This is a genomic window from Pseudomonas sp. PDM16 (assembly GCF_014851865.1).
Classification (GTDB): Bacteria; Pseudomonadota; Gammaproteobacteria; order Pseudomonadales; family Pseudomonadaceae; genus Aquipseudomonas.
On the sequence record NZ_JACVAM010000002.1, the window covers coordinates 306,168 to 324,507 of the forward strand.

Annotated in this window: 16 protein-coding genes; 10 read left to right on the top strand and 6 right to left on the bottom strand. The window is 64.2% G+C overall.

From position 1 onward, the window contains the following. Nucleotides 1-5 precede the first annotated feature (5 nt). Together IB234_RS07920 and mfd are read right to left on the bottom strand one after the other, a co-directional pair. Nucleotides 6-530: a CsiV family protein gene (locus IB234_RS07920; RefSeq protein WP_192316258.1), complete on the bottom strand. Its 525-nt coding sequence runs from the start codon at nucleotides 528-530 to the stop codon at nucleotides 6-8. Nucleotides 531-551: 21 nt separating this feature from the next. Beyond that, nucleotides 552-3,983 (bottom strand): transcription-repair coupling factor, encoded by a 3,432-nt coding sequence (mfd, locus tag IB234_RS07925; protein ID WP_192316260.1) that lies wholly within the window; start codon nucleotides 3,981-3,983, stop codon nucleotides 552-554. Between the two features lie 132 nt (nucleotides 3,984-4,115). On the opposite strand from mfd, the gene IB234_RS07930 reads away from it, so the two are divergent. From IB234_RS07930 to sthA, 3 genes are all read left to right on the top strand, one after another. Continuing rightward, nucleotides 4,116-5,582: a glyceraldehyde-3-phosphate dehydrogenase gene (locus IB234_RS07930; protein ID WP_192316262.1), complete on the top strand. Its 1,467-nt coding sequence runs from the start codon at nucleotides 4,116-4,118 to the stop codon at nucleotides 5,580-5,582. 88 nt (nucleotides 5,583-5,670) lie between these two features. Then, nucleotides 5,671-6,687, top strand: coding sequence for an FAD:protein FMN transferase (locus IB234_RS07935; protein ID WP_318651991.1), 1,017 nt, complete (start codon nucleotides 5,671-5,673; stop codon nucleotides 6,685-6,687). Nucleotides 6,688-6,850: 163 nt separating this feature from the next. Then, entirely contained in the window at nucleotides 6,851-8,245 is a 1,395-nt protein-coding gene (gene sthA / locus IB234_RS07940; RefSeq protein ID WP_192316265.1) for a Si-specific NAD(P)(+) transhydrogenase, read from the top strand. Nucleotides 8,246-8,394: 149 nt separating this feature from the next. On the opposite strand, the gene IB234_RS07945 is transcribed toward sthA, so the two are convergent. The 3 genes from IB234_RS07945 to IB234_RS07955 are packed head-to-tail and all read right to left on the bottom strand — an operon-like array spanning nucleotide 8,395 to nucleotide 9,982. Beyond that, nucleotides 8,395-9,114 carry a glycerophosphodiester phosphodiesterase gene (locus IB234_RS07945; protein WP_192316267.1) on the bottom strand — a complete coding sequence of 240 codons (720 nt, stop codon included), beginning with the start codon at nucleotides 9,112-9,114 and terminating at the stop codon, nucleotides 8,395-8,397. Beyond that, complete coding sequence (locus IB234_RS07950; protein WP_192316269.1) at nucleotides 9,111-9,410, bottom strand: phosphodiesterase; 300 nt, start codon at nucleotides 9,408-9,410, stop codon at nucleotides 9,111-9,113. The genes IB234_RS07945 and IB234_RS07950 overlap by 4 nt, the downstream gene beginning before the upstream one ends. Then, the gene (locus tag IB234_RS07955) at nucleotides 9,407-9,982 is read right to left on the bottom strand and encodes a PilZ domain-containing protein (protein WP_192316271.1); all 576 of its coding nucleotides are present in this window, start codon (nucleotides 9,980-9,982) and stop codon (nucleotides 9,407-9,409) included. Before IB234_RS07955 ends, IB234_RS07950 begins: the two co-directional genes overlap by 4 nt. Nucleotides 9,983-10,080: 98 nt before the next feature. On the opposite strand from IB234_RS07955, the gene IB234_RS07960 reads away from it, so the two are divergent. The 3 genes from IB234_RS07960 to IB234_RS07970 are packed head-to-tail and all read left to right on the top strand — an operon-like array spanning nucleotide 10,081 to nucleotide 13,257. Next, nucleotides 10,081-11,337, top strand: coding sequence for a lipoprotein-releasing ABC transporter permease subunit (locus IB234_RS07960; RefSeq protein WP_192316273.1), 1,257 nt, complete (start codon nucleotides 10,081-10,083; stop codon nucleotides 11,335-11,337). Beyond that, entirely contained in the window at nucleotides 11,330-12,013 is a 684-nt protein-coding gene (gene lolD / locus IB234_RS07965) for a lipoprotein-releasing ABC transporter ATP-binding protein LolD (protein WP_192316276.1), read from the top strand. Before IB234_RS07960 ends, lolD begins: the two co-directional genes overlap by 8 nt. After that, nucleotides 12,013-13,257, top strand: coding sequence for a lipoprotein-releasing ABC transporter permease subunit (locus tag IB234_RS07970; RefSeq protein WP_192316278.1), 1,245 nt, complete (start codon nucleotides 12,013-12,015; stop codon nucleotides 13,255-13,257). Before lolD ends, IB234_RS07970 begins: the two co-directional genes overlap by 1 nt. A 51-nt stretch (nucleotides 13,258-13,308) precedes the next feature. Here IB234_RS07970 and IB234_RS07975 read toward each other — a convergent pair whose 3' ends face one another. Next, nucleotides 13,309-13,824 carry a DUF2062 domain-containing protein gene (locus IB234_RS07975; protein ID WP_192316280.1) on the bottom strand — a complete coding sequence of 172 codons (516 nt, stop codon included), beginning with the start codon at nucleotides 13,822-13,824 and terminating at the stop codon, nucleotides 13,309-13,311. 95 nt (nucleotides 13,825-13,919) lie between these two features. Between IB234_RS07975 and IB234_RS07980 the strand changes: the two genes are divergently transcribed. The 4 genes from IB234_RS07980 to lpxK all read left to right on the top strand — a co-directional run bounded on the left by IB234_RS07980 (nucleotide 13,920) and on the right by lpxK (nucleotide 18,318). Beyond that, a complete protein-coding gene (locus tag IB234_RS07980; protein WP_192316282.1) occupies nucleotides 13,920-16,145 on the top strand; it encodes a DNA internalization-related competence protein ComEC/Rec2 in 2,226 nt (741 codons plus the stop codon). A gap of 72 nt (nucleotides 16,146-16,217) precedes the next feature. Continuing rightward, nucleotides 16,218-16,889: a MotA/TolQ/ExbB proton channel family protein gene (locus IB234_RS07985; RefSeq protein ID WP_192316285.1), complete on the top strand. Its 672-nt coding sequence runs from the start codon at nucleotides 16,218-16,220 to the stop codon at nucleotides 16,887-16,889. Continuing rightward, nucleotides 16,886-17,317 carry an ExbD/TolR family protein gene (locus IB234_RS07990; protein WP_192316287.1) on the top strand — a complete coding sequence of 144 codons (432 nt, stop codon included), beginning with the start codon at nucleotides 16,886-16,888 and terminating at the stop codon, nucleotides 17,315-17,317. The genes IB234_RS07985 and IB234_RS07990 overlap by 4 nt, the downstream gene beginning before the upstream one ends. Next, nucleotides 17,314-18,318, top strand: a complete 1,005-nt coding sequence (gene lpxK, locus IB234_RS07995) for a tetraacyldisaccharide 4'-kinase (RefSeq protein WP_192316290.1) — start codon at nucleotides 17,314-17,316, stop codon at nucleotides 18,316-18,318. The genes IB234_RS07990 and lpxK overlap by 4 nt, the downstream gene beginning before the upstream one ends. Nucleotides 18,319-18,340 lie beyond the last annotated feature (22 nt).

Here is an 18,340-nt window from a genome sequence, read left to right on the forward strand (position 1 = left end):
GTTGCTCAGGGCTGGGTGATCTTCACCAGTACGCCCAGGCCGCCATTGTCCAGGTAGGTCAGTTCGCCCAGTTTCAGGCGGGTCTTCTGCCGCACGCGCTCACTGCCGGTGAGCAGGCCGTTGTTGTCGAAGCGGTTGATCCAGAAGTCCGCCTCCAGATCGATCAGGCGCTGCTGTTCACTCAGAGAAACCACGCCCTCCACCGGGAAGTGGCCGAACTGGTCATTGCCGGTGCTGAGGGATGACTTCTCCGGTGCCGCGGTGAGGTGCTGTGCCCAGGCCTTGTGCATGAGCACCTCGTAGCCGCTGCCAGGGTTGAGTCTGGCTACCTCGGCATTCAGCGCAGTGCCTCGCTCGTTTCCGGCGATCGGCAAGGCTCCCATGGCCCAGTCGTCCGGCGCCGGCTGGCCGGTTGACGGCGCTTCGCCTGCCTGGCGGAACACAACCAGTTCGATCTGGAACAGTCCATCGGCGAAGGCCTGCGGAGCCATCAGGCAGAGCAGCAGGAAGAGGGGGCGAAGCACGCGCATGGGTCAGTCCTTTCAGGCGGATTACGGGGCGAGGCGCTCCAGCAGCGCCTCCAGGGTATTGAAACGTTCTTCCGGGCGCTCCATCGGTACCTGGAATTTGAACAGGGTGGCGCCTTCGAACTTGTAGCGGGCAGGTGCGCTCTGGATCAGCTTGATCAGCACCAGCGGGTCGACGCAGGTATCGGCGGCGAACTCGATGCGGCCGCCCTGGGGGCCGGCGTCGATCTTCTTGATCCCGAGCTTTTCCGCCTGCAGCTTGAGTAGGGTCAGGCGCATCAGGTTCTTGGTTGCCTCCGGCAGCAGGCCGAAGCGGTCGATCATCTCCACCTGCAGCTCCTTCAGGCCGTCCTCGTCGGCCGCCGAGGCGATGCGCTTATAGAGAATCAGGCGGCTGTGCACGTCCGGCAGGTAGTCATCGGGGATCAGCGCCGGCACCCGCAGGTTGATCTCGGCGCCGCCGCCCAGCGGTTGCTCCAGATTCGGTTGTTCGCCCTTGCGAATGGCTTTCACCGCGCGCTCGAGCATTTCCATATAGAGGGTGAACCCGACCGCTTGGATCTGCCCGCTCTGGCCGTCGCCGAGCAGCTCGCCGGCGCCACGGATTTCCAGGTCGTGGGTGGCCAGGACGAAGCCGGCACCAAGGTCCTGGGCATTGGCGATGGCTTCCAGACGCTTCTGCGCGTCCTCGGTCATGCCCTTGCGTGGCGGGGTGAGCAGGTAGGCGTAGGCCTGGTGGTGGCTACGACCGACCCGGCCACGCAGCTGGTGCAGCTGGGCCAGGCCGAACTTGTCGGCGCGCTCGATGAGGATGGTGTTGGCGCTCGGCACGTCGATGCCGGTCTCGATGATGGTCGAGGCCACCAGCACGTTGAAGCGCTTGTGGTAGAAGTCGCTCATCACCCGTTCCAGATCGCGCTCGTGCATCTGCCCATGGCCGATGCCGATACGCGCTTCTGGAACCAATGCGGCCAGGTCGGCTGCGCACTTCTCGATGGTCTTCACGTCGTTGTGCAGGTAGTACACCTGGCCGCCGCGCAGCAGTTCACGCAGCAGCGCCTCCTTGATCACCGAGTCGTGCTGCTCCATGACGAAGGTGCGCACCGACAGGCGGCGCGCCGGCGGGGTGGCGATGATCGACAGGTCGCGCATGCCCGACACCGCCATGTTCAGCGTGCGCGGGATCGGTGTGGCGGTCAGGGTGAGGATATCGACCTCGCTGCGCAGGGCTTTGAGCTGCTCCTTCTGGCGCACGCCGAAGCGATGCTCCTCGTCGATGATGCACAGGCCCAGGTCCTTGAAGCGCACATCGTCCTGCAGCAGTTTGTGGGTGCCGATGACGATATCGATCTTGCCCTCGGCCAGCTTGGCCACCGCCTCGTTGACTTCCTTGGCCGACTTGAAGCGGCTCATCACCTCAACCGTCACCGGCCAGTCGGCGAAGCGGTCGCGGAAGCTGTTGTAGTGCTGCTGGGCGAGCAGGGTAGTCGGTACCAGTACGGCGACCTGGCGGCCGCTGTGCACGGCGATAAAGGCCGCGCGCATGGCTACCTCGGTCTTGCCGAAGCCGACGTCGCCGCAGACCAGGCGATCCATCGGCTTGGCCGCGAGCATGTCTTCGCGCACGGCGTCGATGGCGTTCTGCTGGTCCGGGGTCTCTTCGAAGGGGAAGCCGGCGCTGAAGGTGGCGTAGTCGGCGGCTGGGTCCTTGAAGGCATAGCCCTCGCGGGCGGCGCGGCGGGCGTAGATGTCGAGCAGTTCGGCGGCCACATCGCGCACCTGCTCGGCGGCCTTGCGCTTGGCCTTCTGCCAGGTTTCCGAGCCGAGGCGGTGCAGCGGCGCCAGGGCGTCGTCGCTGCCGGTGTAGCGGGCGATCAGATGCAGGCTGGCGACCGGCACGTAGAGCTTGGCTTCCTCAGCGTACATCAGGGCGAGGAATTCGGCGGCCTGGCCGTCGAACTCCATGGTCACCAGGCCCAGGTAGCGGCCGACGCCGTGGTCGATATGCACCACCGGCGCGCCTTCGCGCAGCTCGGTGAGGTTCTTGATCACGTTGTCGCCGCTATCGCGCGATTTCTCGCGACGGCGGCGCTGCATCACGCGTTGGCCGAACAGCGGGCTCTCGGCGACCAGGGCGATCTTGTCGAGCAGCAGGCCCTCGTCCAGCGGGGCGATGCAGATGGCCAGGCGCTCGCGGCTGTCAGTGAACTCCTTCCAGCCGGTCACTTCGATGGGCTTGAGTTTGAGCCGCGCCAGCAGTTCCAGCAGCACCTCGCGGCGGCCGGCGGACTCGGCGCTGAACAGCACGCGGCCCGGGTATTCCTCGATAAAGCGGCGCAACGCGGCCAGCGGCTCGGTCGCCTTGGCCTGGATCGCCAGATCAGGCAGGGCGCGGGCGTCGAATCGTTCGCGGCCTACGCCGACTGCCACGTCCTCCTGGCTGACCACCACGCGCGGCCAGTTCTTCAGGCGGGCGAAGCAGTCCTCCACCGGCAGGAAGATGTCGGCCGGCGGCAGCAGCGGGCGCTCGGGGTCGACGCGGCGGTCCTCGTAGCGGTTGCGCGCATCAAGCCAGAACTGCTCGGCGGCCTGTTCGATGCCGGGCAGGGAGAACACCTGGGTATCGCCCGGCAGGTAGTCGAACAGGGTACCGGTTTCCTCGAAGAACAGCGGCAGGTAGTACTCGATGCCGGCCGGGGTGATGCCGGAGGCCAGGTCCTGGTAGATCGGGCAGCGGCGGAAGTCGACGTCGAAGCGCTCGCGGAAGCGCCCGCGGAAGTCGGTGACGGCCTTCTTCTCCAGCGGGAACTCGCGGGCCGGCAGCAGGCGGATGGACTCCACCTTGTCTACCGAGCGCTGGGTCTCCGGGTCGAAGGTGCGCAGGGTCTCGATTTCGTCGTCGAACAGGTCGATCCGGAAGGGCGTGTCGCTGCCCATGGGGAACAGATCGATCAGTGCGCCGCGCACGGCGAACTCACCGTGCTCGTAGACGGTATCCACGCAGCGGTAGCCGGCGGCTTCCAGGCGGCTGCGCATCTCCTCAACGTCGAGCTTCTGGCCGACGTCCAGCAGCAGGCCGGAGCCGAGCAGGAAACGAGTTGGCGCCAGGCGGTGCAGGGCAGTGGCGATCGGCACCACCAGCACGCCGTGCTTGATCTCCGGTAGACGATAAAGGGTGGCGATGCGCTGGGAAATAATGTCCTGGTGCGGCGAGAACACGTCGTAGGGCAGGGTTTCCCAGTCCGGGAAGTGCAGTACCGGCAGGTCCGGGGCGAAGAACGCCAGCTCTTCCTGCAGGCGCTCGGCGCTCTGGCTGTCGGCGGTCAGCAGCAGGGTGAAGCGCTTGGCGGCGCTGGCGGCCTCGGCCACAGCCAGGCTCAGCGCGGCCCCGGGCAGGTTGCCCCAGTGCTGTTTGCCGGCGGCGCCCGGCAGTTTCGGCAGTTGCAATACGGACACGGGTGTCGCGGCCCCAGGCGAAATGAAGGGGCCAATTGTAACGAGGGGGACATTCACTGTCAGTGGCGACAGGCGCACATTGCTCAGTACCGCAGGCACCGTCATAATGTAGCCCCTTTTTTCAGCCCCTACATGTGGAAGGTATTGCTCGTGACTCAGAAGCCCGACCAGTGTCTCGGTGAGTGGATTGACCGTGAAGCCCTCGCGGAAGCGATGATTCCGCTGATCGGCCAGCTCTACCGCAACAACAACGTCGTGACCTCGATCTACGGCCGTGGCCTGATCAACCGTTCGGTGATCGATATCCTCAAGGCCCACCGTTTCGCCCGTCACCGCCTGGATGGCGAGAGCGAGCTGTCCGTTCATGACACCTTCCCCATCCTCAAGACCATGAGCGAGCTCAAGCTGGGCGCCGCTTCCGTGGACTTGGGCAAGATGGTTGCCAAGTTCAAGACCGAGGGTAACGGCCGCAGCCTCGAGCAGTTCACCAAGGACGAGCTGGCCGACGTGGCTGGCAAGCAGAATGGTGCGGGCCGTGAAGGCACCGACGTCGTCCTGTACGGCTTCGGCCGCATCGGCCGCCTGCTGGCGCGAATCCTGATCGAGAAGACCGGTGGTGGCGACGGCCTGCGCCTGCGCGCCATCGTTGTCCGCAAGGGCGCCAGCAACGACCTGGTCAAGCGCGCGAGCCTGCTGCGTCGTGACTCCGTGCATGGCCCGTTCGACGGCACCATCACCATCGATGAAGAAAACAACACCCTGACTGCCAACGGCAACCTGATCCAGGTGATCTACGCCAAGGACCCGAAGGAAGTCGACTACACCCAGTACGGCATCAAGAATGCCCTGCTGGTCGACAACACCGGCGTCTGGCGTGATGCCGAGGGCCTGGGCCAACACCTGGCCTGCCCAGGTGTCGACCGCGTAGTCCTGACCGCTCCGGGCAAAGGCGCGCTGAAGAATATCGTGCATGGCATCAACCATGGCGACATCACCGCCGATGACAAGATCATCTCCGCTGCTTCCTGCACCACCAACGCCATCGTGCCGGTGCTGAAGGCCGTGAACGACCAGTACGGCATCGTCAACGGCCACGTCGAAACCGTTCACTCGTACACCAACGACCAGAACCTGATCGACAACTTCCACAAGGGCAGCCGTCGTGGCCGTAGCGCCGCGCTGAACATGGTGATCACCGAGACCGGTGCTGCCACTGCCGCTGCCAAGGCCCTGCCGGTGCTGAAAGGCAAGCTGACCGGCAACGCCATTCGCGTACCGACGCCGAACGTGTCGATGGCCATCCTCAACCTCAACCTTGAGAAAGCCACCACCCGCGAAGAGATCAACGAGTACCTGCGCCAGATGGCCATGCATTCGGACCTGCAGAAGCAGATCGACTTCGTCAACTCGCAGGAAGTGGTGTCCACCGACTTCGTCGGCTCGCGCCACGCTGGTGTGGTCGATGCCGAGGCCACCATCGCCAACGACAACCGCGTCGTGCTGTACGTGTGGTACGACAACGAGTTTGGCTACAGCTGCCAGGTGGTTCGCGTGATGGAAGACATGGCAGGGGTCAACCCGCCGGCCTTCCCGCGCTAAGCGCAGGGCACCAGACAAAACGGGAGCTTCGGCTCCCGTTTTCGTATTCTGTGCCTGGGGTTGCGCCTGATTTCGATGGAGTTCTTTTGTGGCTAGATTCTTTGCTCTGCTCGTTGTCGTGTTGTTGTCTGGTTGCGCTGATGCGCTGCAGGAGTTCGGCGGGCCGACCATGGGCAGCCATTACTCGGTGAAGTATGTTCAGGCTGAGGGCGTGCCGTCGCAGGACCATCTGCAGGGTGAGGTGGAGCGGATGCTGGCAGAGATCGACCGACAGATGTCGACCTGGCGTGCGGATTCCGATCTTTCGCGCTTCAACCGTCTGCCGGTCGGCGCCTGCATGGTCATGCCCGAGCCGGTACTGGAGTTGGTGCGTTTTGGCGATCAGCTATCCGTCAGCAGCGGGGGGGCTTTCGATCTCACTGTGCAGCCATTGATGGAGCTTTGGGGGTTTGGTGCCCAGTCACGCGGCCATCGTCTTCCGGCGGATGAAGAAATTGCCGCGGTGCTGCCTTCAATCGGTCAGCGTCATCTGCGTGTCGATGGTGAGCGGTTGTGCAAGGACGCTTTCGTGCGGCTCGACCTGGATGCCATTGCCGCCGGAGCTGCGGTGGACCGCATCGCTGCACACCTGGTTGGGCTGGGCGTGCGTAGCTTCCTGCTGGAGATTACCGGCGAGTTGAAGGCAGTGGGGCGCAAGCCTGACGGCTCGCCCTGGATCATTGCCATAGAAGCACCGCGCACCGACCGCATCGAGGAGCAGCGACGCCTGGAGCTGGATGGTCTCGGTCTGTCTACCTCGGGCGACTACCGCAATTACTTCGAGGTTGGCGGCAAGCGCTATTCGCACACCTTTGATCCGCGCACCGGTCGGCCGGTAGAGCATGACCTGGCCTCGGTCAGCGTGGTGGATGCGTCGGTGCTGCGCGCCGACGGGCTGTCGACCACACTGATGGTGCTGGGGCCGGAGCAGGGCATGGCCTACGCCGAGCGCGAGGGCATTGCGGCTCTGTTCATTCGGCGGGCGGATCGGGGCTTCAGCGTGAGCGCAAGCAGTGCCTTTGTGCGGCGTTTCGGTGATCCCCAGGCCGGCATAGTGGGTATGTAGTGGAGGGAAAGCTCGCCTACGACGCGACCAAGCGCTAATGTGCCCGGCAAAATTGCACGGCTAAGCTGTGTAGACGGTTTCGAGAGCCGCGGCCATGGGGGCGCGGCCGATCCGGGCCTTGCCGATCTGTTTCGAGGGGCCCGGTGCGCGATGAGGAGTAAGCATGGCGGTCTACAACTACGACGTGGTGGTGCTGGGTTCTGGTCCTGCGGGCGAGGGTGCTGCGATGAACGCAGCCAAGGCCGGGCGCAAGGTGGCGGTGGTCGACAACCGACCACTGGTGGGCGGTAACTGCACTCACCTCGGCACCATCCCGTCCAAGGCACTGCGTCACTCGGTGCGGCAGATCATGCAGTACAACACCAATCCGCTGTTCCGCCAGATCGGCGAGCCGCGCTGGTTCTCCTTCCCTGACGTGCTGAAGAGTGCCGAGCGGGTGATTTCCAAGCAGGTCTCTTCGCGCACCGGCTACTACGCGCGCAACCGCATCGACGTGTTCTTCGGTACCGCCAGTTTCTCCGATGAGCAGACTGTAGAGGTGGTGTGTGCCAGCGGTGTGGTCGAGAAGCTGGTGGCCAAGCAGATCGTCATCGCCACGGGCTCGCGTCCCTATCGCCCGGCAGATGTGGACTTCCATCACCCGCGTATCTACGACAGCGACACCATCCTCAGCCTGACTCATACACCACGCCGGATCATCATCTACGGAGCCGGGGTGATCGGCTCCGAGTACGCTTCGATCTTCAGTGGCCTGGGCGTGCTGGTCGACCTGATCGACAATCGCGACCAGTTGCTCAGCTTCCTCGATGACGAGATATCCGACGCACTGAGTTATCACCTGCGCACTAACAACGTGCTGATTCGCCACAACGAAGAATACGAGCGTATCGAAGGCCTGGAGAACGGGGTGATTCTGCACCTCAAGTCGGGCAAGAAGATCAAGGCCGACTGCCTGCTGTGGTGCAACGGTCGTACTGGCAACACCGACAAGCTGGGCCTGGAGAACATAGGGATCAAGGTCAACAGTCGTGGCCAGATCGATGTCGACCAGCAGTACCGTACCTCGGTGTCGAACATCTTCGCCGCCGGTGACGTGATCGGCTGGCCAAGCCTGGCCAGTGCGGCCTATGACCAAGGGCGCTCGGCTGCGGGCAGCGCAGTGGAGAACGACAGCTGGCGCTTCGTCGACGATGTGCCGACCGGCATCTACACCATTCCGGAGATCAGTTCGATCGGCAAGAACGAGAAGGAGCTGACCCAGGCCAAGATTCCCTACGAAGTGGGCAAGGCCTTCTTCAAGGGCATGGCGCGGGCGCAGATCTCCCATGAGCCGGTGGGTATGTTGAAGATCCTGTTCCACCGCGAGACTCTCGAGATTCTCGGCGTGCACTGCTTCGGGTACCAGGCCTCGGAGATCGTCCACATCGGCCAGGCGATCATGAACCAGAAGGGCGAAGCGAACAGCATCAAGTACTTCGTCAACACCACCTTCAACTATCCGACCATGGCCGAGGCCTACCGGGTGGCCGCGTTCGATGGTCTCAACCGGCTTTTTTAAGTGGCTCCGACCGGTGGCCTGAGCCGGTCGGGGGGGATCCCCTCTGCGACTCCCGCACCTGGCGCTGGCCTAATCGGGAGAGCTTCTGACCAGGCGCGACGCAATAAAAAACCGGCCCTCAGGCCGGTTTTTTGTGGCTGCGATTTGCCTCAGCGCATGAGCGTGGAAACGGCCAGGCCAGGGAAGTCTGTGATGATGCTGTTCACGCCGAAGTCGGCCAGACGGCGCATCAGGGCTGGTTCGTTGACCGTCCACACCGATACGTGCAAGCCAGCCTTCTGTGCCTTGAGCATCCGCTCCGGGGTGCACAAGGTCCAGTTCAGGGCGAGCATCGAGCACTCGTGATGGGCGGCGACCTTGAGCGGGTCGAGCCAGTTGTACTCGGCGACCAGGCCACGCGACAGCTCCGGCGTTAGCCGGCGCAGGGCTCGCAGCACCTCGCGCGAGCTGCTGGTGACGGTGACCTTGTCCTTGATGCCGAAGCGCTCGGCCAGTGCATGGATGGCCAGCACGGTGCGGGCGGCGCGCACTCGCGAGGCGCTTTTGACTTCCAGCTGCCAATGCTCGAAGGGGCACTGCTCGAACAGGGTTTCCAATTTCGGGATGGGGCAGGGCGTCTTCCAGCCGGGGCCGCCCAGGCGGGCATCGAGGGTCACCAGTTCGGCAGCCTCGTGTTCGACCACCTTGCCGCGGCGGCCTGTGGTGCGCTTGAGGGTCGGGTCGTGGATCACCATCAGCTCGCCGTCGCGCGACAGGTGCAGGTCCAGCTCACAGCGGGTGACGCCGCGTTCGAGGCACTGCTGGAAGCTGGTGAGGGTGTTTTCCGGTGCTTCGCCCTTGGCGCCGCGGTGGCCGTAGATGAGGGTCACTGTTGCTCCTTGGCGGGATAGAGGGGCTGATGATGAAGCACGCTATTGACCACGTGGTCGTATTCGAAATAGACGCTGAAGGTGCGATAGTCCCACCGAGTGATTGGAGGTTTGCCCACGGCGGGATGTTCCTCGTCGGCCAGACCGAAGCGCTCCAGGACGGAGCCTTTCGACTCGCCAAGCCTGGGCAGTCCTGCAACGGACTCGCCTTGTTGGCCGACGGGGATCTCGATGGTCTCCGCCAGGGCAGGCAGGGATAACAGCAAGGTGCACAGCAGGGTGAGCGCCGGTCTCATCGTTGTTGCTCCTTGGCCAGGCGCCGCTCCAGGGCCTGTTTCTGCAGAATGTGGCGAGCCAACAGCTGGCGCTGGGCGTCGGTCAGTGCCTCGAACTCGGTACCGACCTCGAACTGGCCGTCGGCCCGTTCCTGGCAATGCACGACCTGGGCGCGCAGCAGCAGGCCCAGGGCCTGGGGCATTAACACCATCTTGATCGCCAGGTGACTACCAGCGGGTACCGCCTTGCCGTGGTTGAAACTGATGCCGCCTTCGGAGATTGACACCCGGCGCGGCGCGCCGATATCGCGCAGCAGGCTCTGCGCCACGGCCTGGCCGAGCAGGTCGATGCGCTTGTTCATTACCTTGAGGTAGTTGGCCAGGGTGCGGTCGCGCTCGCTGATGTGGCGCAGCAGGTGCTGCGATTCGAAGTCCAGCAGGTGCATGTCGCTGAGCAGGTTGAACAGCGGGGAGTTGTCGTGCAGCGGCTCACTGGCGTGCGCTTCGGCTCCGGAGAGCAGGCTGAAATCCAGTGCGATCGTATCCTCGATACGATAGTATTCGCGGCGATCATCGACGTCTTGATTCGACATGGCGAACCCATGGCAGCAGTGGTGGTCTGAGTGTAAAGCCGCGCGCCAAGCCCCGCCACAAGGACGTTTCTCTCTTTCCGCCAGCGAATCTCTCACTCATGTTCAGACCCCTGCCGTTCTTCATCGGCTTGCGTTACACGCGGGCCCGACGCCGCAGCCTGTTTGTCTCCTTCATCTCCCTCACCTCCATCATCGGTCTGGCTCTCGGTGTGCTGGTGATGATCGTCGTGCTGTCGGTCATGAACGGTTTTGACCGCGAAATGCGCGATCGCGTTCTGGGCATGGTGCCTCATGCCACCCTCGACAGTTCTACACCGATCAAGGATTGGCGCACCATTGGTGAGGGGCTGCTGCGCCACCCGCAAGTGGCGGCCATCGCGCCTTTCACTCAGATGCAGGGTTTGCTGACCAATAACGGCCAGGTGCAGAAGGTGCTAGTCAACGCCATTGACCCTCTCGAAGAAGATAAGGTGTCGATCATCGGCGACTACTTCCTCAAGGATCAGGGTTCGCTCGATTCGCTGAAAGCCGGTGGCTTCGGCATCGTCATCGGCGACCTGGCGGCGAAGAAGCTTGGCTTGGCCATCGGCGACAAGGTCACCTTCGTCGCTCCCGAAGTCTCTGTGACTCCGGCCGGCATGTTCCCGCGCATGAAGCGCTTCACGGTGGTCGGCATCTTCCATGTTGGCGCCGGCGAAATCGACGGCCATGTGGTGATGACCCATGTGCAGGACGCCGGCCGCCTGCTGCGCCTCAAGCCAGGCGAGGTGCAGGGCATTCGCCTGAAATTGCATGACCTGTTCCAGGCACCCCAGGTGGCCTGGGAGCTGGCTACGCTGCTGCGCGAGCAGGACTTCTATGCCCGCGACTGGACCCGTACCCACGGCAACTTGTACCAGGCCATCCGCATGGAGAAGACCATGATCGGCCTGCTGCTGTTGCTGATCGTCGCGGTCGCTGCCTTCAACATCATTTCCACTCTGGTGATGGTGGTGACCGACAAGAAGTCCGACATTGCCATCCTGCGTACCCTCGGCGCCACGCCGCGGCAGATCATGCTGACTTTCATGGTCCAGGGCTCTGTGATCGGCATCGTCGGCACTCTGGTCGGCGGTGTACTCGGCGTGCTCGCTGCGGTCAACGTCAGTGCGGCGATCAAGGGGCTGGAGAACCTGCTGGGCATCCAGTTCCTCAATGCCGAGGTGTATTTCATCGACTACCTACCGTCGCAGGTACAGGGCACGGATGTGGCGATGGTCTGCGGCGCCGCCCTGGTCCTGAGTTTCCTTGCCACCCTTTACCCGGCCTGGCGTGCGGCGCGCACCCAGCCAGCGGAGGCTTTGCGTTATGAGTGACAAGTCCGTTCTGAGTTGCCGCAACCTAGGCAAGAGCTACGAGGAAGGCCCGCAGACAGTCGAGGTGCTGGCCAACGTCGAGCTGGAGCTGCTGCCCGGCGAGCGCGTGGCCATCGTCGGCTCCTCCGGCTCGGGCAAGAGCACCTTGCTGAACATGCTCGGCGGCCTGGACACGCCGAGCAAGGGCAGCGTCTGGCTGGCCGGCGAGGAGCTCTCGGCGCTCAATGAAAAGGCCCGCGGCCTGCTGCGCAACCGCGCGCTGGGCTTTGTCTACCAGTTCCACCACCTGCTGCCCGAATTCACCGCGCTGGAAAACGTGTGCATGCCGCTGCTGATCGGCAAGACGCCGATCCCGGAAGCGCGCCAGCGTGCTACCAAGCTGCTGGAGCGGGTCGGTCTCGGTCATCGTTTGTCGCACAAGCCTGCCGAGCTGTCCGGCGGCGAACGCCAGCGCGTGGCCATTGCCCGCGCCCTGGTCAACCAGCCGGCGCTGGTGCTGCTCGACGAGCCCACCGGCAACCTCGACCAGCACACCGCCCAAGGTATTCAGGAGTTGATGCATGAGCTCAGCCGTGACTCGCGCACGGCCTTCCTGGTGGTGACCCACGACACGCAACTGGCCGGCCAGATGGACCGCGTGCTGCGCCTGGAAGATGGCAAGCTGGTGGCTGCCTGATGTTCCGCCCGCTCTCGCTCTTCGTCGGCGCCCGTTACACCCGGGCCAAGCGGCGCAACCACTACATCTCGTTCATCTCGCTGACCTCGATGATCGGCCTGGCGCTGGGCGTGCTGGCGATGATCGTGGTGCTGTCGGTGATGAACGGTTTCCAGAAGGAAATGAGCTCGCGCATCCTCGGCATGGTGCCGCACGCCACCCTGTCCGCCGAGCAGCCGCTGGACGACTGGCAGGCGGTGGCCGCGGCCGCCATGAAGCACAAGCAGGTGACCGGTGCTGCTCCCTTCGCCGAGCTGGAAGGCATGTTCTCCTACAAGGGCACCATGCAGCCGATCCAGATCAACGGTATCGATCCGGCCGAAGAGCAGAAGGTCTCGATCATCGGCCGGCACATGGTCCAGGGTCGTCTGGAAGACTTGAAACCGGGTGAGTTCGGTGTAGTGATTGGCGAGATCAGCGCGCGGCGTTTCCGCCTCAACGTTGGTGACAAGCTGACCCTGATCGTGCCGGAGCTGAGCAACGCCGCTGGCGGCATCACCCCTCGTATGTTGCGTCTGTCCGTGGTCGGCGTGTTCAAGGTCGGTGCCGAACTGGATGGCAGCCTGGCGCTGATCAACATCGCCGACGCCTCCAGCCTCCAGCGCATGCAGGGCGGCCAGGTGCAGAGCGTGCGCATAGCACTGAAGGATCTGTACCAGGCGCCGCAGGTGTCTGCCGCCATCGCCAAGGAGCTGGGCACGGGCTACAAGTCGATCGACTGGACCCGCACCCAGGGTAGCCTGTTCAGCGCCATGCAGATGGAGAAGACCATGATCGGCCTGCTCCTGCTGCTGATCATCGCGGTGGCTGCCTTCAACATCATCGCCACGCTGATCATGGTGGTCGCCGACAAGCGCGCCGACATCGCCATCCTGCGCACCTTGGGCGCCACTCCGGGGCAAATCATGGCCACCTTTATGGTCCAGGGCACGGTGATCGGTTGTATCGGTACCCTGATCGGTGGCGTGCTGGGCGTGATCGTCGCGCTCAACGTCAGCAGCTGGGTGGCCTGGCTGGAGAAGGCCAGCGGTGCACATATTTTCAGCTCTGACGTGTACTTCATCAGCAGCCTGCCGTCCGACCTGCGTGGCCTGGACGTGCTGCTGATCTGCGGTGCGGCGCTGAGTATGAGCTTCCTCGCCACGCTGTATCCGTCCTGGCGCGCATCGCGCACTCAGCCCGCTGAAGCCCTGCGCTACGAGTGAAGACAAAAACGCCGCGATCATCGTGGCGTTTTTCTTTATCTACTCGGCGGCTTAGCGACGGCGTTCGGCGCGCTTGCGCCAGCTGTGTGCCACCCACCAGCGCCAGTACAACATGGTCACGCCATAACCCAGTGCGCCGAGCAGCGCGCCGGTGACGACCGAGCCGAGCAGGAACGGTTTCCAGACGATGGCCAGCTCACCGCTGATCCAGTCCCAGGTCAGCTCGTCCGGCAGCTCCATCGGCGGAATGCCAAGCAGCCAGCTACCCATCTTGTAGGTGCAGTAGAAGATCGGCGGCATGGTGAAGGGGTTGGTCAGCCACACAAGCCCTACTGAGATCGGCAGGTTGGCGCGAATCGGAATGGCCAGGCACGCGGCGATCAGCATCTGCATCGGTGCCGGGATGAAGGCAGCAAACAGGCCGGCAGCCATGGCGCGAGCCACCGAGTGGCGGTTCAGGTGCCAGAGGTTGGGGTCGTGCAGGAGGGAACCGAGAAAGCGTAGAGACTTGTGCTCCCGGATCATATCCGGGTTGGGCATGTAGCGTTTGAACAAGCGACGAGGCATGGACGGTCTCGGAATACACCAGCGGCTATTATGCACCGATGGTCGCAGGCGAGCTTGGCCGTGTTGTGACAATCACATACCCAGGATGGGAAATGATGCGCACAGGGACGTTCGCGCTGGCTGCAGGCTTGGCCTGCCTGCCTCTATTGCCGGAACTACCACCGACCTGGCTGCTGCTGGCTCTGTTGCTTGTGGCGCTGATGCTGTTGCCATGGCGCAGCTATTCCGTCTCTTTCCTCTTGTTCGGCTTTGTCTGGGCCTGTTTAAGCGCCCAGCTGGCGCTGGATGATCGACTGTCGCACGCCCTGGATGGTCGCACCCTATGGCTGGAGGGCAGGGTGAGCGGTCTGCCGGAGGTGGCCGGGGGCGTCGTGCGCTTCCAGTTGGAGGGGGCTACGGCCCGCATGCATCGCTTGCCGCAGCGCATGCGCCTGTCGTGGTATGGCGGGCCACCGGTGCTGGCCGGGGAGCGGTGGCGTCTGGCCGTCAAGCTCAAGCGTCCGCGGGGCTTGGTCAATCCACAAGGCTTCGACTACGAGGCCTGGCTGCTGGCTCAGCGCATCGGCGCCACCGGCACCATCAAGCAGGGTGAGCGTCTTCATGGGGCGAAGGGCCCGTCTGCCTGGCGGGACGGGCTGCGTCAGCGACTACTTGGCGTGGAAGCACACGGCCGCGCCGGAGGCCTGGCGGCACTGGTGCTGGGTGATGATTCCGGCCTCAGTCGAGCCGACTGGCGCACATTGCAGGACACCGGAACCGTGCATCTGCTGGTGATCTCGGGCCAGCATGTTGCATTGCTCGCAGGGCTGCTTTACGGCCTGGTTGCCAGTTTGGCTCGGCTTGGCGGGTGGCCGCGAGCTCTACCATGGTTGCCCTGTGCTTGCCTGATCTCATTTTCAGGCGCGTTGGGTTATGGCCTGCTAGCCGGTTTCGAGGTGCCCGTACGGCGCGCATGCGTGATGGTGGCGCTGGTACTGCTCTGGCGCCTGCGCTTTCGCCACCTGGGGTTGTGGAGGCCGCTGGCGCTGGCCTTCATCCTGGTGCTTATTGTCGAGCCTCTGGCCAGCCTTCAGGCTGGCTTCTGGTTGTCCTTCGGTGCCGTAGCGGTGCTGGCCTGGGTATTTGGTGGGCGGCTCGGTGCCTGGTCCTGGTGGCAGATCTGGTGGCGAGCGCAGTGGACGCTGGCGCTGGGGTTGTTGCCGTTTTTCTTCGCCCTCGGTCTGCCGATGAGTCTGAGTGGCCCGCTCGCTAACCTGATCGCGGTGCCCTGGGTGAGTCTGCTCGTCGTGCCCCTGGCGCTGATTGGTACCCTCTTGCTGCCAGTACCCTGGCTGGGCGAGGGGCTGTTGTGGCTGGCCGGTGGGCTGCTGGAAATCCTGTTCCAGTTGCTGGCATGGATCGCAGTCATGCTGCCGGCTTGGCTGCCCACCTCTCTGCCACTCTGGTGTTGGCTGATAGGCAGCCTGGGTGCCCTGCTGTGCCTGGCTCCTGCTGGCGTGCCCGTGCGTGCGATGGGGCTGGCCATGCTACTGGCGCTTTTTCTGCCTCCACGGGAGCGGTTGCCCATCGGTCAGGCGGAGGTCTGGCAGCTGGATGTCGGCCAGGGCCTGGCTGTGCTGATACGTACCCGGGAGCACACGCTGCTCTACGACGCCGGCCCACGTTTCGGCGACTTCGATCTGGGCGAGAGGGTAGTACTGCCGTCGCTGCGTCAGCTCGGTGTGTCCCGTCTTGACCTGATGCTGCTCAGTCATGCTGACAGCGACCATGCTGGCGGCGCCGAGGCCCTGACCCGTGGCATGTCAGTGGGTAAGGTGCTGAGTGGTGAGGCGGCTGCGTTGCCGATGGCCTTGATGGCCGAGCCCTGCGCGGATGGAGCGAGTTGGGCCTGGGATGATGTGCGCTTCACTACCTGGCGCTGGTCGGGTGCGAAGGAGGGTAACCCTGCGTCGTGCGTGCTCAAGGTAGAGACCGATGGCGAGCGGCTGTTGCTGACCGGCGATATAGATGCCGCGGCGGAATCGGCGTTGCTGGCGGCCGGTCGTGATCTGCGTGCCGAGTGGCTGCAGGTGCCGCACCATGGCAGTCGCAGCTCGTCATCGGCGGCGTTTCTCGAGGCGGTGGCGCCGCGTGCCGCGCTGCTATCACGGGGTTGGCATAACCCATTCGGGCATCCGCATCCGAGCGTGGTGGCTCGCTACGAGGCGCGAGGCGTCGTGTTGCATGATAGTGCCGAGCGCGGCGCTCTACGGCTGGTATTGGGCTCCACGGAAGGTGTCTACGGCTGGCGCGAGCATCAGCGTTTCTGGCGGGAAAAATGAGAACCGGGATGGTCTGCGTCGACGTGACCCTATGCTAGAGTGGCGCCACTTTTCCGAGGGGGATTCTCTACCGTGTGGGAGCTGGTCAAATCTGGCGGCTGGATGATGCTGCCGATCATTCTGAGTTCTATCGTCGCCGCCGCCATCACCGCCGAGCGTCTCTGGACCCTTCGCGCCGCCCGTATCGCGCCGCCTCATCTGCTGGGCCAGGTGTGGCTGTGGATCAAGGAAAAGAAGCTCACCAACGACAAGCTCAAGGAGCTGCGCGCCAACTCTCCGCTGGGGCAGATCCTCGCCGCCGGCCTGGCCAACTCCAAGCATGGTCGCGAGATCATGAAGGAGTGCATCGAGGAGGCTGCCGCCCGCGTCATCCATGACCTCGAGCGCTATCTCAACACTCTCGGCACCATCGCCGGTATCGCGCCGCTGCTCGGCCTGCTCGGTACCGTGCTGGGCATGATCGATATCTTCAGCGCCTTCATGGGCACCAGCATGGCCAACGCCTCGGTGCTCGCCGGTGGTATCGCCAAGGCTCTGATCACCACCGCCGCTGGTCTGTTCGTGGCCATCCCGGCGCTGTTCTTCCACCGTTTCCTGGTGCGTCGCGTCGATGAGCTGGTGGTCGGCATGGAGCAGGAGGCGATCAAGCTGGTGGAAGTGGTGCAGGGCGACCGTGACGTCGACCTGGGCAACGGCAGCGCTCCCGCGCCGAAGGAATCTCGCAAAGAGGTCAAGAAGGCGTGAAGTTCCGGCGCAAACAGCGGGAGAACAACGTCGAGATCAACCTGGCGTCGCTGATCGACGTGGTGTTTATCCTGCTGTTGTTCTTCGTGGTCACCACCACCTTCACCCGTGAGACCCAGCTCAAGGTCGACCTGCCGGAGGCCGCCAGCGGCACGCCGCCGGAAGACACCGCGCTGAAGCAGATGGAAGTGCTGATCAGTGCCGAAGGCAGCTATTCGCTCAATGGCAAACCGCTGCTGAAGAGCGATCTGGATGGCCTGATGACGGCGCTGGGCAAGGAGTCCGAAGGCGATAACAGTCTGCCCTTGTCCATCAGCGCCGACGCCAAGACACCACACCAGGCAGTGATCACCGCCATGGATGCCGCCGGCAAGATGGGCTTCTCCCACCTGCGCATCACCACGGTCGAGGCCGAGGCCAAGCCTTGAGCCTCGCCGACCGGCTGACCGCCGCCTGGTACGGCGGTCATCCCGCCCTGACCCTGCTGCGCCCGCTGGAATGGTTGTACCGGCGGGTGGTGCAGGGCAAGCGCCGCGCCTTCCTGGCCGGCGAGGGCGACATCTATCACTCGCCCGTGCCGGTGCTGGTCGTCGGCAACGTCACCGTCGGTGGTACCGGCAAGACCCCCATGATTCTCTGGCTGATCGAACACTGCCGCGCCCGTGGCCTGCGCGTCGGCGTGGTCAGTCGTGGTTATGGCGCGACGCCGCCGCAGCTGCCCTGGCGAGTGCGTGCCGAAGATCCGGCGAGCCATGCCGGCGACGAGCCGCTGCTGATCGTCCAGCGCAGTGGCGTGCCGCTGGTGATCGACCCGCAACGTGCCCGAGCCGTGCAGGCACTGCTGGAGCAGGAGTCGCTCGACCTGATCCTCAGTGATGACGGCCTGCAGCATTACCGCCTGGCGCGGGATATCGAGTTGGTGCTGATCGATGCCGCGCGTGGCCTGGGCAATCGTCGTTGCCTGCCGGCCGGCCCCCTGCGCGAGCCGGCGGAGCGCCTGGCCGAAGTCGACGCGGTGCTGCGCAACGGCGCGGCCGAGGATGGCGAGGAGGGCTACGCCCTGCAGCTGCGGCCGACCGCCCTGGTCAATCTGCTGAGCGGTGAGCGGGTCGGTCTCGATCACTTCGCGCCGGGCCAGCAGGTCCATGCGGTGGCCGGCATCGGCAACCCGCAGCGTTTCTTCAACACCCTCGAAGCGCTAAACTGGCGGCCGATCGCGCATCCCTTCGCCGACCACGCCAGCTACAGTCCCGAGGCCCTGCAATTCAGCCCGGCGCTGCCGCTGCTGATGACCGAGAAGGATGCGGTGAAATGTCGGGCCTTCGCCGCCGCCGACTGGTGGTACTTGGCGGTGGATGCGGCGCCGTCTCCGGCCTTTGTCGCCTGGTTCGATGAGCGCCTGGATCGCCTGCCGTCCGCCCGACCTTGAGTTTTCGCGTTTTTCCACCTCT

Coding starts and splice junctions, on each gene's coding strand:
- IB234_RS07955 (WP_192316271.1), bottom strand. CDS start 9,982: ATGTCGAATCAAGACGTCGATGATCGCCGCGAATACTATCGTATCGAG.
- IB234_RS07930 (WP_192316262.1), top strand. CDS start 4,116: ATGTGGAAGGTATTGCTCGTGACTCAGAAGCCCGACCAGTGTCTCGGT.
- IB234_RS07980 (WP_192316282.1), top strand. CDS start 13,920: ATGCGCACAGGGACGTTCGCGCTGGCTGCAGGCTTGGCCTGCCTGCCT.
- IB234_RS07950 (WP_192316269.1), bottom strand. CDS start 9,410: ATGAGACCGGCGCTCACCCTGCTGTGCACCTTGCTGTTATCCCTGCCT.
- sthA (WP_192316265.1), top strand. CDS start 6,851: ATGGCGGTCTACAACTACGACGTGGTGGTGCTGGGTTCTGGTCCTGCG.
- lolD (WP_192316276.1), top strand. CDS start 11,330: ATGAGTGACAAGTCCGTTCTGAGTTGCCGCAACCTAGGCAAGAGCTAC.
- IB234_RS07960 (WP_192316273.1), top strand. CDS start 10,081: ATGTTCAGACCCCTGCCGTTCTTCATCGGCTTGCGTTACACGCGGGCC.
- IB234_RS07970 (WP_192316278.1), top strand. CDS start 12,013: ATGTTCCGCCCGCTCTCGCTCTTCGTCGGCGCCCGTTACACCCGGGCC.
- IB234_RS07975 (WP_192316280.1), bottom strand. CDS start 13,824: ATGCCTCGTCGCTTGTTCAAACGCTACATGCCCAACCCGGATATGATC.
- IB234_RS07920 (WP_192316258.1), bottom strand. CDS start 530: ATGCGCGTGCTTCGCCCCCTCTTCCTGCTGCTCTGCCTGATGGCTCCG.